Below are 15,164 nucleotides of genomic sequence, written 5' to 3' on the forward strand. Positions count from 1 at the left end.
GAATTGAAACCGCTTTCAATTTCACGGCTTCGAGAGGTAAAGACCCATGGCAATCCGCACCATCGTATGGGGTGAGAACATCCACGAGCAGACGAACGAGATCGTCCGCTCGATCTATCCGAACGGCATGCACAACACGATCGCCGACGCGCTCAACAAGGATGCTGCGATCTCAGCGACGACCGCGACGCTCCAGGAGCCGGAACACGGCCTGCCGGAAGCGCGCCTCGCCGAGACCGACGTACTGCTCTGGTGGGGTCACAAGGACCACGGCGCCGTCGATGATGCGGTGGTCGAGCGCGTCGCCAAGCGCGTCTGGGAAGGGATGGGCCTTCTCGTCCTGCATTCCGGCCATTTCTCGAAAATCTTCAAGCGGCTGATGGGCACACCCTGCGCGCTGAAATGGCGCGAGGCCGGCGAGCGCGAGCGTCTGTGGAACATCAATCCGCGCCACCCCATCACCGAAGGTCTCGGCGACAATTTCGTTCTCGAAAACGAGGAAATGTACGGCGAGCAATTTTCCGTTCCCGAACCGCTGGAGACGGTTTTCATCTCGTGGTTTGCAGGCGGCGAGGTGTTCCGTTCGGGCCTGACCTGGCGGCGTGGTGCGGGCAACATCTTCTACTTCCGTCCTGGCCACGAGACCTATCCGACCTATCACGATGCCAATGTGCAGAAGGTGCTGGTCAACGGCGTGAAATGGGCCTTCAACCCGCAGGGCACCTATGCCGCGATCCACGATGCACCGAACGTGCCGGTCGAACAGGCGCTGGAGCCGATCGTCGAGCGCGGCCCGCGACTCCATCAGGCCGGCGAAGCCGGGTATCGCTGAGGTTTCCATGCGTCTTCTCGTTCTTGGAACCGGCGGCATGGCCAACAGCCATGCCCAGCATTTTTCCGCAATCGATGGCGTCGAACTGGTCGGCGCGGTCGATGTGGACCCGTCGCGCGCGAAAGCCTTTGCCGAAACGCACGGCATTCCCAATGTCTTCACATCGCTGGAAGAGGCGATCGCCTGGGGCGATTTCGACGCAGCGACCAATGTGACGCCCGATCGCGCGCATCATCCGACGACACTGGCGCTGCTGGCGGCGGGCAAGCACGTCATGTGCGAGAAGCCGCTGGCGGAAAATTACGCCAAGGCCGACGAGATGGCGCGGGCGGCGGAAGCCTCCAGCCTCGTCACCATTGTGAACCTCACCTATCGCAACGTCGCGCCCTTGCAGAAGGCACGCGAAATGGTGCTGGCGGGCGAAATCGGCCGCGTGCGCCATGTCGAGGCGTCCTACTTGCAGAGTTGGCTCGTCTCCAAGGCCTGGGGCAACTGGGCGACGGAAAGCCAATGGCTCTGGCGGCTCTCCACCCGGCACGGCTCGAACGGCGTGCTGGGCGATGTCGGCATCCACATTCTCGATTTTGCCAGCTATGGTGCGGGCAGCGATGTGGAGCATGTCTTCGCCCGGCTGAAGGCCTTCGACAAGGCGCCGGACAACCGCATCGGCGAGTACGATCTCGACGCCAATGACAGCTTCACCATGACCGTCGATTTCGCCAATGGCGCGCTCGGCGTCATCCATTCCAGCCGCTGGGCGACCGGTCATCTCAACGAGCTTCGCCTGCGCATGCATGGCGACAAGGGCGCGCTGGAGGTGATCCATTCGACGGAGGGATCACAGCTGCGCGGTTGCCTGGGCGAGGATGTGGAAAAAGCCGTTTGGCGCGATCTCGATGCCGGCACGGTGCCGACGAACTACCAGCGCTTTGCGGCCGCCGTAGCCGCCGGGAAACAAGTCGAACCCGGCTTCCGCCATGCGGCGGAGCTGCAAAAGATCCTCGATCTCGCCATCGAGACCGAGAAGGAGCGCCGGGAAATGAAGGTCTGAGATCAGCCCGGAGCCGGGCCTGTCGAGCCGCGGATGATGAACTCGACGGGCCAGACCTCCTGCACGGTCTCGACCGCTTTCCCCCGCAACAGCTGCAAGACCATGTCGCCGATCCGCTCGCCCGCCGCGCGGATCGGCGATTGCGTCGTGGTGACACCGGGCACGAGATTGTCGGGGCTCAGATAGGGGAACACATCGTCATGGGCGATGAGCGAGACGTCGTGCCCGACGGTCAGTCCCGCAATGCGGATCGCCCGCATGGCGCCGAGCGCCGACATCATCGAGCCTGCAATGACCGCCGTGGGCGGGGCGGGCAGACTGAGAAAGGCATGCATCAGCCGGAAGCCGGTTTCATCCGTGAATTCGCCGTGGCCTGTCAGATCGGGATCGAACGGTAGGCCGCAGGCGGCAAGCGCCGCGCGAAAACCGTCGTTCCGGTCGCGCGCATAGGTGCTGATGGTGTCGCCGTTGATCAGCGCGATGCGGCGGTGGCCAAGACCGGCAAGATGGCGGGTCGCCGTCTCGATGGCGCCGAAATTGTCGATGTCGAGAAAGGCGAAGGGTTTTTTGGCCTCACTGCGTCCGTGCACGACGAAGGGCAGGCCGAGGGTTTGCAAAAGCGTTATGCGGGCATCCGTGCAGGCGGGCGTATGCACGATGACGGCGTCCACGCGTTTGCTGGCCGCAAGCCTTCGATAGGCGGCGGCCTCGTCCTCTTCCGTCTCGACGGTCGAGACGAGAATGTCGATGCCGTCCCGCTGGAGCCGTGTCGAAAGGCCGCCCATGAATTCGCTGGAATGCGGCCCGAACCGCCCGCCGCCCTGAAAAACGATGCCGATCGCGCCGGCCCGGCCGGTTGCCAATCGCTGGGCGCTGATATTCGGCCGGTAGCCCAGCCGCTCAGCGGCTTCCAGCACGCGCGCCCGCGTCTCGGGCTTGACCTCCGGATATCCGCTCATCGCACGGCTAACCGTCGTTTGAGACAGGCCGATGCGGGCGGCAAATTCCTTGAGATTCATCCTTCGTCCTTAGCGGTCGGTTCCCGGCCTTTATGAACCGTTGGTGTCGGAGCGGCAAGCGAAGGGAAGAGGGTGCAAATCTTGATGTGAAGGACGCAAGGTTTTCTCAAATCGCGACAGAGTTGCATAGTCCCGCTTGTATTCTCAATTTAACACGCTAAGATTAATATTATTAATGATTAAGTTGTGTTTCCTGGCCGTATTCTACCCTGTGCTCATACGGACTTGAGACGGGCGGGCAAGATTGTGCCTGCGGCATGACATCACTTTCTGGGCGGACAGGCGCGGAAAGTTTTGCGACCATATTCGGGGGAAGACCATGCAGACAGGCGCGGATGAGCCAGTCGCATCGGGTCCGTCTGTGCGAGCGGATCTGGCGATGGAAAAGGGGCTGAAACCAGCAAGCAACTGGTTTCGGTGGGCGCGGACCCGGTCGGCTCGACCACCTGAATCGCTTCTGGTTTACAGTGCAGCCAAAGCCGGACGCCGGCCCTCCTATCTTCGTGCGCTGGATCGGCTGTTCGGTGCCCGGTCGGCCGGTCTGGGCAGGATTCTTCTGTCGCGCGGCCCCGTGCTTTTCCTGATGATCGAAGAGGCTTTCCTGTCCTATCTCGCCATCTGCCTGTTGCGCGCGGCCGTCGGTAGGCGGACGGCGGGATTGCTTCTGCGTCCGCTGCCGCTTGTCGCGTCGAGGCGGTGGCACTACCGGATCAAGCGGGGGCTGCTGCATGGGCTCAAGCGGCTGGAGGCGGTTCGGACGCTGACGATCCTTCCCTTCGCGGTTTTTCCCGCCGCCGCTTTTGTGGCAAAGGACTGGATCTACGACGTCGAACTCTGGGATCTGACGGATGAAGAACGCGATGCGGTGGAGCTCCTGCGGCGCGAGCGGCAACCGGGTGATCGTCTGGTCCTGACTTCCCTCGGCCGGCAAAGCGCGCGCAAGGGGTTTGCGCTGTTCAGCGAAAGTTATGGAATTTGCGTGGGGCTGCGCGATCGTTTCCGCTTCATCGCTTGCGGCAGGGTGGAGCCGGGCCTTGCGCATCGTGCCGACGCGTTTCGAGCGGCGGGGGGAGTGGCGGTTGATCGGGCCCTTTCGGATGCTGAATTGCTCGGCGCCTATGCGGCGAGCGATGCTGTCTGGTGCCTCTATCCGCCCTCGGGCGATCGTGCCATCGGCGTTTTGGGGCGGGCGGCGCAGTTGGGCATTCCCGTTGTCGTGCGGGAGGGATCGCTCGGGCACCGCCTTGCCGTCATCGAAAACATTCCCCATGTCGCCGCGACGGCCGAGGGCGTCGCTCTGCGCCTCGCCGGTCCGCTTCCGCCGCGGGATGCTGCGCGGGGTCGTCGCATGGCGAAGGATTTTGCGTGCCAAAGCGAGGCCCGGCTACGCAGGGCGCTGGGGCTTGCCATTAAAAAACTGCCGGCAGAGGCATGATCGGGCTCAGGCGAGACGCCTGCCGTCTTCGTCGATGACCTTCTCACCGTCCTCCTTCGCGAAGGGGCCTTTGCGTGTGTCCGGAAGGATGTCCAGCACCCGTTCCGACGGCCGGCAGAGCCGTGTGCCCAGCGGGGTTACGACGAAGTGCCGGTTGATGAGGATCGGCTGGGCGATCATGTAGTCCAGCAGGACATCGTCGGAGAGGGCAGGGTCGGCAAGGTCGAGCGATGCGTAGGGCGTTTCCTTCTCGCGCAGCGCCTCGCGGATAGTCAGTCCTGCTGCGGCGATCATCGCCGCCAGCTCCATTTTGGAAGGCGGGGTTGCGAGATAGTCGATGACCTCGGGCTCTATGCCTGCATTGCGGATGAGCGCCAGCGTATTGCGCGAGGTACCGCAGTTCGGGTTGTGATAGATCGTTGCGTCCATGGTCGCCGGCCTTTTCTCAAGCACTGATGAGGCAAGGCATACGCGGCGTGCGGCGGTCGTCAAGCCGCGGCCGATCTCGACTGCACGCATCGTCAGTAATATAACCTGTTATATAACTAGGAATGAAGTTATGACGGACGATATTGTAAGGGCACTCGGCTATCTCTGCCTCGGTAGCCGCCTGAAGCGCATCGGCGAGCAGGTGCAGGCGGATACCCAGCGCATCATGGAGCATATGGACGTGGATCTGCAGGCGGGACAGTACCCGCTGCTGGCAGCAATCGACCGGCTGGGATCGCTTTCAATCGGCGAACTTTCGGCGGCGCTCGGCGTCACCCAGCCGGGTGTCACGCGCGCGGCGGGCCTGCTGGCCGAGGCGGGTTACCTCACCGCCCGCAAGGAAGAGGACGATCAGCGCATCCGCCGTCTCTCGCTCACGCCGGAAGGCGCAGCGCTGATCGCCCGTTCGAAACAGGAAATCTGGCCAGTGATCGAGGCGGCGGTGCGCGACGTCTGCGATATCCTCGACGGCAGCCTGCTCGACCGCCTTGATCAGCTGGAGGACGCCTTGAAGGAAAAGCCGCTCCATCGTCGCGCCGGAAAGGCAGAAGGAAATCATCCATGATCACCCTCCTCGACCGTCCGATCTGGAGCGCCCTGACGACCACGCATAAGGGGCTGGCCGAGGGTGATGGCCTCGCCCGGCGCTATCAGCCGGGGTTTCTGCCCATGGCGGGAATGGCGGTGGACACGTCGCAGGCCGCAACCGATTTCGCGGCTTTCGTGCGCCCCGGTGAAACGCTCTATGTTCTCCAGGCTGATCCTGTCCTGGCCCCTGCCGGTCTCGAAACCGTCGTGGCGACGGAGGCCGTGCAGATGATCGCCCAGCATGTTCCCGTCGCCGCGGCCGACGAGGCTATCGTGGCGCTCGGCGCCGAGGATGCCGAGGAAATGTTGGCGCTGGCGACGCTGACCAAGCCCGGCCCCTTCTCGCTGAAATCGCAGGCGCTCGGCCGCTTCTGGGGTGTGCGGGAAAGCGGACGCATCGTCGCCATGGCGGGCGAGCGCATGAGGCAGCCGGGTTTCACCGAGCTCAGCGGCGTCTGCACCCATCCCGATTATCGTGGGAAGGGCTATGCACGGCGCCTGTCGCTTCATGTCGCCGGGCAGATCGTGAAGGCCGGCGCCCGGCCGTATCTCCATGCCTTTGCAAGCAATATGGCCGCCATCGGCCTTTACGAGACGATCGGCTTTTCGCTGCGCCGGTCCATGCATGTGGCGGCGTTGCGCCGGCCGGACTGACGTTCAGCGCCCTGTCAGCCGTGTGACCGATGTTGCCGCCAACAACGGCAGGATCGCAGATGAACGGTTTTCTCAAAAAGGCGGCGCTTTTTTTCGGCATAGGCGTCGTGGCGATGGGCGGCTATCTCGTGGGCATTCAATTGACCGGCAATTTCGCAGCCGTCGTGCCGGGCGAGGTCTATCGCTCGAACCAGCCGACGGCCGCCGCGATCGCAAGCTATGCCGGACGCTACGGCATCCGCACGATCATCAACCTGCGCGGCCGCCATGAAAAGGAAGCCTGGTACGAGGCGGAAGCGGCGACGGCCAAGCGCCTGGGCATCGGGCTCGTCGATTTCCCGATGGTCGCCGATCAGCGCCTCGATGCGGAGGGTGCCGCGCGGCTCGTTGCGATCCTGAAGCATGCGCCGCGCCCGATCCTCATTCACTGCCGGTCGGGTGCTGACCGCACGGGCCTTGCCTCCGTCATCTACCTTGCCAAGGTCGCTAAGGTGGATGAGGAAACAGCCGAGCGGCAGCTTTCCGTGCGCTACGGCCATATCGGTATCCCGCTCCTCTCACCAACCTATGCTATGGACGAAAGCTGGGAGGCGCTGGAGACCGCTGGAAGCTAGAACCTCCCACTTGAAGCGTTTCCTTAACGCAGGAAATCACCCTTCGTGAAGACGATCGGGTCATTGAGATGGATGGCGGAGTCGCTTCGCTTTTTCCCGATGCACCGCTCTGGTATCTTGCTTTGATAGCGATTCGTCGGCTTCGGGCGCAGTGACAGACAACAGAACCTTAGAGACGCGCGATTATTATGTGATCGGCGTCGTAGTTTCCTCCGTGCTCTACAATTGCGTTCTCGCGATGATCAACGCGAACGTAATGCGGCTCGGTTTTGCCCACGTGGCGCTCACGGAAATCCTCATCCTGTTCGGCGGCCTCGTCTTCATCCTGCGAAAGGGGCTATTCGAGGAGGACATCGGGGCTCTTCTGTTTGCGGTCTTCACGCTGGCCATGGCCGCCTATATGTCGGCGGTCAACGGCACGGTCTTCATCGATTATTTCCGCAACGTTCTCATCATTTTTTGCTTTGCCATTCTCGGCACCTGGTCGAACCGCGGCACGGTGCGTACGGCTTTCAAATGGTCGTGCTGGTGCATTCTCGGCGGCCTGCTGATCGAGATATTTTTCCTCGATCTCTACGGCACCCTGTTCTATCCGATGAGCTACTTCGAAAACACGCGTGGCCTCGAGCAGATCTCCTTCGACGGCAGCAAGCTGTTCCAGAACGTGCTTCGTATTCCTGGCCGATTTTCCTTCGGCATCATCGATCACCGCGCCGCCTCGATCTTTCTGGAGCAGGTGTCGCTCGCCAATTTCTGTGGCGTGCTGCTGATCTTCCTCGCCACGTTCTGGAGCAATCTGAAACGCGGCGAGCGGCTGCTGTTCTTTAGCACGATCGTTCTGATCCTGCTGACCAACGATTCTCGCACCATGCTGATGTTCTCGTTCGTCTGCCTGGCCGGCTACTTCCTCTTTCCACGCATTCCGACGGCCTGGACGCTCGTCTATATGCCGCTGGTGCTGCTGCTTGGCTTCCTCGTCTATTTCCTGCGGCCGGATGCCAGCGGCGATACGCTGGATGGCCGCGTCGTACTAACGGTCAAGCATATCCTGGAGACAGACATCTTCGCAGTGCTGGGACTGGAAGCCGCCAAGGCGGCGCAATTCGCCGACAGCGGCTATGTCTATGCCGTCTATGCGGGCACGGTCTTCGGTCTCATATTCTTCTGGCTTTTCGTCTGCCTCTTCCCGGCTGGAAAGACCGCCGAGCAGCGCCGGTTTGCGCATTTACTTTCTATTTTTCTTTTCGTGAACATGATGATCGGCGGAAATGCCGTGTTCTCGATCAAGGTGGCAGCGCTGCTCTGGTTTCTGGCCGGTTACCTCAAATTTGCGCCGGGCGGCCGCGAAAGCCGTGACCCCACGCCCGCGTTGCAGGCAGGTGTCACCCCGGTCCGCAAGCAGACATAGGGCCAAGCGGCCGGTGCGTGGCCCGCTCAGGATAGGCAATGCTTGTACAGCTCCAGTATCTGCGTGCGATCGCCGCCCTCATGGTGGTCTATTTCCACGCCATCCTTCAGCTTCGTAACGTCCAGCCGGATGCGCTGCTGTCCGGCGCGCTCTTCGGCAAGAGCGGCGTGGACCTGTTTTTTGTGCTGAGCGGCTTCGTCATGTGGATCACCACGGCCGACAAGGCGATCGGCGCGCGGGAGTTCTACACCCGCCGCATTATCCGCATCGTGCCCCTCTACTGGGCGCTGTCGCTTTTGGCTGCCGCTGTCGCCCTCATCGTACCGTCGATCCTGAAATCGACGGTTTTCGATCTGCCGCATGTCGTCGCCACGCTGCTTTTCCTGCCTTGGATCAACCCGGCGGACCCGGCGGGTGTCATGATCGCGCCCGTCATCGTGCCGGGCTGGACGCTGAACTACGAAATGTATTTCTACCTGCTCTTCGGCGCGCTGCTTGGCCTGTCGAAGGCGATCCGTCCCTATGCGCTGGCGGGGCTGCTGCTTGTCATCTTCATTCTCTGCAAGCTTTTGCCGCAGGATGTGACAGCGGCCCGTTTCTACGGTGATTCCGTCATTTTCGAATTCGTTCTGGGTGTTTTTATCGGCAAGCTCTATCTCGACGGCCGGCGCCTGGGCGGAACGGTCGCCTGGCCCTTCATCGCTGCTGCCGGTGCGGTCATGCTCTACAACGACTGGATGGAATGGGATGTGCCGCGCCTGTTTTCCGTCGGTCTCCCCGCCGCAATCGTCGTTGGCGGCGTCGCCCTGCTCGATTTTTCGCGCAAACCGGTGATCGGCTGGCTCAATCATCTCGGCGATGCTTCCTTCAGCCTCTATCTGAGCCATATCTTCGTGCTCGCCGGCGCGCGCATGATTTACGCCAAGCTGCCCTTCGAATGGATGCGCAACGAAGTGCTCTTCGTTCTGCTCTGCCTTGCCGCCTCTTCGGTCGCTGCGGTGGTGCTGCACAATCTCTTCGAAAAGCCCCTCGATCGTTTCCTGCGCAATCGTCGTCGGCCTGCCGTGCATCTGTCGCCGACAGGGTCGGCCTGATGCCGTCTGTGCGCTTGTTGTCTGCGGCTGTTTTTGCCGCCCTTGCTGTCGCCCAGCCGTCGCTTGCGGCGGGCGTGTGTTTCAAGGGCGTCAACCTCTCGGGCGCCGAATATGGTGATCGCAACGGCGTCGAGAACATCAATTTCACCTACCCCTCGGAGAAAACCGTCGCCTATTTCGCCGGTAAGGGCATGAACATCGTTCGGCTCCCCTTCTCGTGGGATCGTTTGCAGCCGACGCTGAACAGTCCGCTCAGCGCCGTCGAACTCGATCGGCTGAAAGCGGCGGTCAAACGGTTGCGTGATCACGGCATGACGGTACTGTTGGATCCGCATGCGTTCGGTTATTACGACAAGGCCAGGCTCGGGACGCCCGAGGTGCCCGCCTTCGCCTTCACCGATCTCTGGATCCGCCTTGGTGCGGAATTCGCCAATGAAACCGATGTGCTCTTCGGCCTGATGAACGAGCCCTATGACATTTCCGCATCCGAATGGCTCGATCTAGCCAATGACGCGATCGCCGGCATTCGCAGCGTTGGTGCGCGCAATCTCGTGCTCGTGCCGGGCACGCGCTGGAGCGGCGCCCATGGTTGGCGGGCGGAATATCCCGGCGGTTCGAACGCCGAGGTGATGCGCGGGGTGAAGGATCCGATCGACAACTACGCCTACGAATTCCATCAGTATATGGATGCGGATTCGTCGGGTACGAAAGGCGGCTGCGAAGCGGCGGAGGCCGCCAATGCCGCACTCGTCGATGTCACAGCCTGGCTGCGTGAGACCGGTAAGAAGGGGTTTCTGGGGGAATTCGGCGGTTCGCAGGACAAAGCCTGCCTGATCGGCCTCAAGGCGATGACGGCGACATTGGACGAGAACGCCGATGCATGGCTTGGCTTCAGTTACTGGGCCGCCGGTGAATGGTGGCCGGAAACCGAGATTAACAATGTGCAGCCGACGAAGAAGGGCGACCGCAAGCAGCTGTCGGCCTTGCCGCTGACGCCGGGCAAACAGCCGGATGCAACATCCTGTACGACCGTGCCGCCGGCCTGACGATGCCAAATACCCAAAGGCGCGGGCAGGTTACGCCTCGTTAACCATAAGACAATAGATTCCGATGCGGATCGCAATCGGCCAAGCCGACGAATCGCATGGATTTTTTATGAGCCGAGCTGGAAAACATGACGACCTGAAGGGGCTTCCGGGCAGACGCCGGGGCAGCCCCGTGCTGTCGACACATCCGGCTCTGCGCCGCGGCTTTGCCACGGATGCTGCAGACCATCCTGATCGAAGAAGTGAGACCTCGGCATTGCGCCGGGAAGAGACTTCAGCGGCCGCGCCTTCCGTAGTTGAAGCTGTGCCGTCACGTAGGGTGCACGAGCCCGTTTCCGGACCCGACGTTGTTTCAGCCGCGCCGGAACCTGCCGGTAACGTTCCGCTGCTCGATATCGGCACTCTGCTTCGCGCTCTCTGGAGCCATCGGCTGTTGATCCTGGCCCTCATGGCACTTTTTGCCGTGATCGGCGGTGTGCTGGTGCCGACCATGCCGCGCAAATACACGGCGCAGACCAGCATCTATTTCGATCCCCGTCAGATTGAGCTCAGCGACTCGAGTTCGCAGAGCGGCGCGTCCTCAGAAGTCATCGTGTCGATGATTAACAGCCAGTCGAAAATCCTGACTTCTCCGAAGGCGATCGGCCAGGCCGTCGACAAGCTGAACCTTGCTGACAGTTCTCTCTTTTCCGGGATCGCCGGTGACCCGGCCACGCGCAAGGCGGCGATCGTCGCCACATTGCAGCGTTCTGCGACAGTAGCGCTGGAAGCAAGTTCCTATGTCGTGACGCTCTCGGTGACGACGGGCGACGGCGGGGTGTCCGCAGAGGTTGCCAACGCCCTCGTCGAGGTCTTCCTCGAAGAGGAAAACAACGCCTATTCCTCGATCTACCAGCGTACAAATTCAGCCCTCGATAGCCGCCTGCGCGAACTCAGCGAAGAGGTCCAGCGGGCCGAAGAGGCGGTCGAGACCTACAAGGCCAGCAATGGCATGGTCACCGCCGATGGCAACCTGATTGCCGACAAGCGGCTGGTGCAGCTCAACGAGCTTTTGACCACCGCGCAGAAGGCGTCAATCGAGGCCAAGGCGCGGGTGGACGCTGCCGTGAACTTCAAGCTCGAGGACGCGATTTCGGCGAATGGCCAGCAGGATCAGGCATCGTCCGCTCTGACCGACCTTCGCCGGCAATATGCCCAGCAGGCCGCGACGGTCGGCAGCCTCGAAAGTGCGCTCGGCGCCCGCCATCCGCAGCTTCTTGCCGCCAAGGCCTCGCTGAAGGGGCTCCAGGCGGAGATCCAGGCTGAACTGCAGCGCAATCTCGCGCGCGCCCGCTCTGATCTTGCCCAAGCCCAGCAATCCGAGCAGCAGGTCGCCAAGGAGCTATCGATCCAGAAATCTCTCCAGAACAACACGCAGCAGCGCCAGGTCGGCCTCAACGATCTCCAGCGCCGCGCGACGGCAGCCCGCGAGATCTACGAAGCCGTGCTGAAGCGCGTGCGCGAGACGAGCGAGGAAAAGAACCTCGCCCGCAGCAATATCCGTGTTCTATCGGAAGCCTCCATGCCGCAGAAAGCGGACGGTCCGGGCCGCAGCATGCTGCTGGTTGCCGGCCTCGTCGCGGGTGCCATCGCGGGCTTCGGCATCGGCCTCGTCATCGCGCTTGGCCGCACGATGATCCGCAACCCGCGTCTGCGCGCCAATCTGTCGAAGATGACGCGCGAAGCGTGACCAGCCTGCTTTAAGTAGCGACGTAAAAAGGGCGGCTGCTAGGCCGCCCTTTCCGTTTCCGCGCCGGGTGAGTGTCAGGCCGCGTGAAAGAGCGCCACCGCATCTTGCCCGGCCGGAAAGCGAAGCGTGCCGCGGGTGTCGTTGACGGCGGCCCAGACGGTTTCGGCGACATCCGTTTCCTTCGTGGTCAGCGCGGGCTTGGCAAACTGCGCGAAGATGGGCGCGGCGAAATCGGCATAGGCCTCGGGGATCAGGTCCTCGACCTTGACAGAACTGTTCTGCGCGAAACGCGTGGTCGGCGCGTAGCCGGGTTCGACGAGCTTGGCGCGGATGCCGAAATGCGCGAGTTCATGGGCGAGCGAGCCGGTGAAGCCTTCGATCGCCTGCTTGCTGGCCGTATAGGCGGCGGCGAGCGGCATCGGCGCCAGCGCCACGCTCGAGGTCACGTTGACGATGACGCCCGACCGGCGCAGCCGCATCTGCGGGATGACGGCTTGCACCATGGCCATGGTACCGAAGGTGTTGGCTTCGAAGACTTTGCGGATATGGGCCATCGGTGTCGCCTCGAAGGCACCGACAACGCCGATGCCGGCATTGTTGACAAGCACATCGATGGGACCGGCGGCATCGATGACCGCCGCGATGCTGGCCTCGTCCGTGACGTCGAGCGGCAGGATGCGTAGATTGGGTGAGGGCGGCAGGATGTCGGCGCGCGGCGTGCGCATCGTTGCGATGACGGTCCAGTTGCGCGCGAGGAAGTGGCGGGCCGTTTCGAGGCCATAGCCAGATGAGGTGCCGGTGATCAGGATGGTTTTCATGACGTCGTCTCCTTTGAAGTGATGACGCCAACTTAGCGCGGCATGGCCGGACTAAATACGATTGATGATCCATATTTTGTTTGCTAAAGTCCGGGAATGGTCGATCCACTCTCTGAAATCATCGGACTGCTCCGTCCCAATGCGGTGTTCACCAAGGGCATCAGCGGGGCAGGGCGCTGGGGTGTGCGCTATACGGATTTCGGCCATCCGAGTTTCGCCATCGTGATCGAGGGTGCCTGCCGCCTCGCTGTGGATGGAGAACCCGAACTGACGCTTCAGGCCGGGGATTTCGTCCTGTTGCCGAAGACGCCGGGTTTTACGATGAGAGGTTTCGAGCCCGTCCGGCCGCAGATCATCGATCCACATGCCGCCGCACTTGCCGTCGGCGAAGTCCGCCATGGACGGCAGGATGGGCCGCCCGACGTTCGCATTCTCGGCGGCTATTTCGTCTTTGAAGGCGAGGATTCCGGACTGCTGGTCTCGCTCCTGCCGGGGCAGGTACATGTCCGCGGCGTCGAGCGTCTGTCGATCTTGGTGAGGCTGCTCATCGAGGAGGCGGTGTCGGAGCGGCCGGGTCGCGATCTCGTGCTCACCCGGCTGGTTGAAATCGTGCTGGTCGAGGCGCTGCGACTGGTGCCGTCGCAGGATGCGCCGGCCGGTCTGCTGCGCGGCCTCGGCGATGCGCGTCTGGCCGAGTCCCTCCGCCAGATGCATGGCGATCCCGCCCGCGCCTGGACCATGGCCGAGCTTGCCAAGGCCTCGGCGCTGTCCCGCTCCTCCTTCTTCGAGCGCTTCTCGCGCCATGTCGGCGTGGCGCCGATGGAGTATCTCATGGGCTGGCGCATGGCGCTCGCCAAGGACCTGCTACGCCGCCGGGAGGCCGATATTGCCGAGGTTGCCGAGCGCGTCGGTTATGGTTCGGCCAGCACCTTCAGCACCGCTTTCACCCGTCATGTCGGCCAGCCGCCAGGGCGCTATGCCAAACAGGGGGCGCTGCGCGCGTGATGCCAGTCAGCCGCCCACCGATCGGGCCGTGATGATGTCATGGTCCATCTCCGCCAGCGCCCGGTCGAGATGGCCTTCCAGCACCAGCGTCGCTTCCTCCGGCACCACGGAGATGGGCGGTGCGCCGAACAGTCGTACCTGCTGCGACTGGGCAAGCCCCTCTTCGAGGCCGCGCTGGAGGAGATCGAAATAGCGCGTGCCGGGGCCGGTGATGGCGATCGGCATGTTTCCGTAAAGGCTCACCATGCGCGACAGGCCTTGGCCGAGCGCCAGGCCGGCCTGGCGGAAGGCATATTCCGACATGCGATGGCCTTGGCGAGCGCGCACCGCGATCTTGTCCATTTCGGCAAGTGGCACGAATTTCGCCGGGATCGTATCCGGCGGCACTTCGAAGGCGGTGCGCAGGATACCGTAAAAGCCGGCGGACGCCTCGATGCAGCCCTGCGAGCCGCAGCGACACAGCTTGCCATCCGACGAGTTCAGCATGTGCCCGAAATTGGGAGCCGTGACGGTCAGCTCGCCCGTGCGTTCGAAGCGGGCGATACCGAGCCCGATGCTGTGGCCGAGCGAGAGGGCCGCGACCGCCTGAAGGTTCTTCACATCAGCCTTTTCCATGCGCAGGGCCATTGCATGGGCGACGAGCAGGGTCTCGTTGCTGATGAGGATCTTCGCCTGCCAGTGCGGTGCGAGCAGGGCGGCGAAATCCACCTGCTGCGCGCCAAAAACCGGTGACCAGACGAGCTTTGCCGCTGCCGGATCGACCAGTCCCTTACTGCTGATCGAGACGACGAGAACCCGCTCCCGCGTGATGCGCGAGCGGGCTACCAGCTTTTCCAGCGCCGCCATGAAGGCGTCCGCGAAGGGCTGGGTCGCGGTATCGGCGTGGTTGCGCGGCTCTTCGAACCGGTCGAGCAGCGTGCCGCCGTAATCGGCCAGCGAGTATTGCACGACGTCGGAAGAGATGCGCACGGTGGCGAGATAGCCCGCATCCCGCCGCTGTCCGAAGATGACGCGGGGCCGCCCGCGCGCGGCTGATGCCTGTTGTTCGCGCCGTTCTAGTACTTCGGCTTTTTCGAGCTCCGTCGTGATCGCCGAAACGGTCGCGGAGGCGAGCCCGGTTTGCTGGGAAATATCGGTATGGGCAAGCGGGCCGTGTCGGCGAAGCGAAGCAAGCACGAGCGCACTGTTCTGCTGACGCACAAGCTCCGTGCTCGATTTCACCAGCATCTCTTCAATCCGCTCGCTTTCACAGGCTGCAACCCATGCTCCTCCCAAAGCATCAGTCATGCCGTCATTCAAGGCTTTCGAGCCGTGTTGACAGCCTGGAAAAGTTCTGACATTTATTTTCTCGACTGTCGAGAAAAAAGTCCCGGCACGCCGGG

General features: G+C 62.6%; 15 protein-coding genes. 11 read left to right on the forward strand and 4 right to left on the reverse strand.

Features of this window, described 5'->3' with window-relative positions; translation table 11 throughout:
* The first annotated feature begins 46 nt into the window (after nt 1–46).
* Complete coding sequence (locus tag D0Y60_RS19555; protein ID WP_117371640.1) at nt 47–832, forward strand: ThuA domain-containing protein; 786 nt, start codon at nt 47–49, stop codon at nt 830–832.
* Nucleotides 833–839: 7 nt separating this feature from the next.
* Nucleotides 840–1,883 carry a Gfo/Idh/MocA family oxidoreductase gene (locus tag D0Y60_RS19560; RefSeq protein ID WP_117371641.1) on the forward strand — a complete coding sequence of 348 codons (1,044 nt, stop codon included), beginning with the start codon at nt 840–842 and terminating at the stop codon, nt 1,881–1,883.
* A gap of 2 nt (nt 1,884–1,885) precedes the next feature.
* Here the strand turns inward: D0Y60_RS19560 and D0Y60_RS19565 are convergent, their stop codons facing one another.
* Entirely contained in the window at nt 1,886–2,902 is a 1,017-nt protein-coding gene (locus D0Y60_RS19565) for a substrate-binding domain-containing protein (RefSeq protein WP_117371642.1), read from the reverse strand.
* Nucleotides 2,903–3,281: 379 nt separating this feature from the next.
* Between D0Y60_RS19565 and D0Y60_RS19570 the strand changes: the two genes are divergently transcribed.
* The gene (locus D0Y60_RS19570; protein WP_147324542.1) at nt 3,282–4,337 is read left to right on the forward strand and encodes a hypothetical protein; all 1,056 of its coding nucleotides are present in this window, start codon (nt 3,282–3,284) and stop codon (nt 4,335–4,337) included.
* A gap of 6 nt (nt 4,338–4,343) precedes the next feature.
* Here D0Y60_RS19570 and arsC read toward each other — a convergent pair whose 3' ends face one another.
* Nucleotides 4,344–4,766: an arsenate reductase (glutaredoxin) gene (gene arsC / locus D0Y60_RS19575; protein WP_117371644.1), complete on the reverse strand. Its 423-nt coding sequence runs from the start codon at nt 4,764–4,766 to the stop codon at nt 4,344–4,346.
* Nucleotides 4,767–4,896: 130 nt separating this feature from the next.
* Between arsC and D0Y60_RS19580 the strand changes: the two genes are divergently transcribed.
* The 7 genes from D0Y60_RS19580 to D0Y60_RS24785 all read left to right on the forward strand — a co-directional run bounded on the left by D0Y60_RS19580 (nt 4,897) and on the right by D0Y60_RS24785 (nt 11,959).
* Complete coding sequence (locus D0Y60_RS19580; protein WP_117371645.1) at nt 4,897–5,391, forward strand: MarR family transcriptional regulator; 495 nt, start codon at nt 4,897–4,899, stop codon at nt 5,389–5,391.
* Complete coding sequence (locus D0Y60_RS19585; protein ID WP_117371646.1) at nt 5,388–6,068, forward strand: GNAT family N-acetyltransferase; 681 nt, start codon at nt 5,388–5,390, stop codon at nt 6,066–6,068. Before D0Y60_RS19580 ends, D0Y60_RS19585 begins: the two co-directional genes overlap by 4 nt.
* A gap of 59 nt (nt 6,069–6,127) precedes the next feature.
* Nucleotides 6,128–6,682 carry a dual specificity protein phosphatase family protein gene (locus tag D0Y60_RS19590; RefSeq protein ID WP_117371647.1) on the forward strand — a complete coding sequence of 185 codons (555 nt, stop codon included), beginning with the start codon at nt 6,128–6,130 and terminating at the stop codon, nt 6,680–6,682.
* Nucleotides 6,683–6,833: 151 nt separating this feature from the next.
* Nucleotides 6,834–8,090: a hypothetical protein gene (locus tag D0Y60_RS19595; RefSeq protein ID WP_199564236.1), complete on the forward strand. Its 1,257-nt coding sequence runs from the start codon at nt 6,834–6,836 to the stop codon at nt 8,088–8,090.
* A gap of 38 nt (nt 8,091–8,128) precedes the next feature.
* On the forward strand, nt 8,129–9,184 hold the full coding sequence (locus tag D0Y60_RS19600; RefSeq protein WP_117371648.1) for an acyltransferase: 1,056 nt from the start codon (nt 8,129–8,131) through the stop codon (nt 9,182–9,184).
* The gene (locus tag D0Y60_RS19605) at nt 9,184–10,230 is read left to right on the forward strand and encodes a glycoside hydrolase family 5 protein (protein ID WP_117371649.1); all 1,047 of its coding nucleotides are present in this window, start codon (nt 9,184–9,186) and stop codon (nt 10,228–10,230) included. The genes D0Y60_RS19600 and D0Y60_RS19605 overlap by 1 nt, the downstream gene beginning before the upstream one ends.
* Before the next feature lie 109 nt (nt 10,231–10,339).
* Nucleotides 10,340–11,959, forward strand: coding sequence for a GumC family protein (locus tag D0Y60_RS24785; protein ID WP_281048163.1), 1,620 nt, complete (start codon nt 10,340–10,342; stop codon nt 11,957–11,959).
* Between the two features lie 74 nt (nt 11,960–12,033).
* Here the strand turns inward: D0Y60_RS24785 and D0Y60_RS19620 are convergent, their stop codons facing one another.
* A complete protein-coding gene (locus D0Y60_RS19620) occupies nt 12,034–12,777 on the reverse strand; it encodes an SDR family oxidoreductase (protein ID WP_117371650.1) in 744 nt (247 codons plus the stop codon).
* 96 nt (nt 12,778–12,873) lie between these two features.
* On the opposite strand from D0Y60_RS19620, the gene D0Y60_RS19625 reads away from it, so the two are divergent.
* The gene (locus D0Y60_RS19625) at nt 12,874–13,782 is read left to right on the forward strand and encodes an AraC family transcriptional regulator (protein ID WP_117371651.1); all 909 of its coding nucleotides are present in this window, start codon (nt 12,874–12,876) and stop codon (nt 13,780–13,782) included.
* Between the two features lie 6 nt (nt 13,783–13,788).
* On the opposite strand, the gene D0Y60_RS19630 is transcribed toward D0Y60_RS19625, so the two are convergent.
* Nucleotides 13,789–15,009, reverse strand: coding sequence for an ROK family transcriptional regulator (locus tag D0Y60_RS19630; protein WP_117371652.1), 1,221 nt, complete (start codon nt 15,007–15,009; stop codon nt 13,789–13,791).
* Between the last annotated feature and the right edge of the window lie 155 nt (nt 15,010–15,164).

It is taken from the genome of Shinella sp. WSJ-2 (assembly GCF_003432075.1).
Classification (GTDB): Bacteria; Pseudomonadota; Alphaproteobacteria; order Rhizobiales; family Rhizobiaceae; genus Shinella.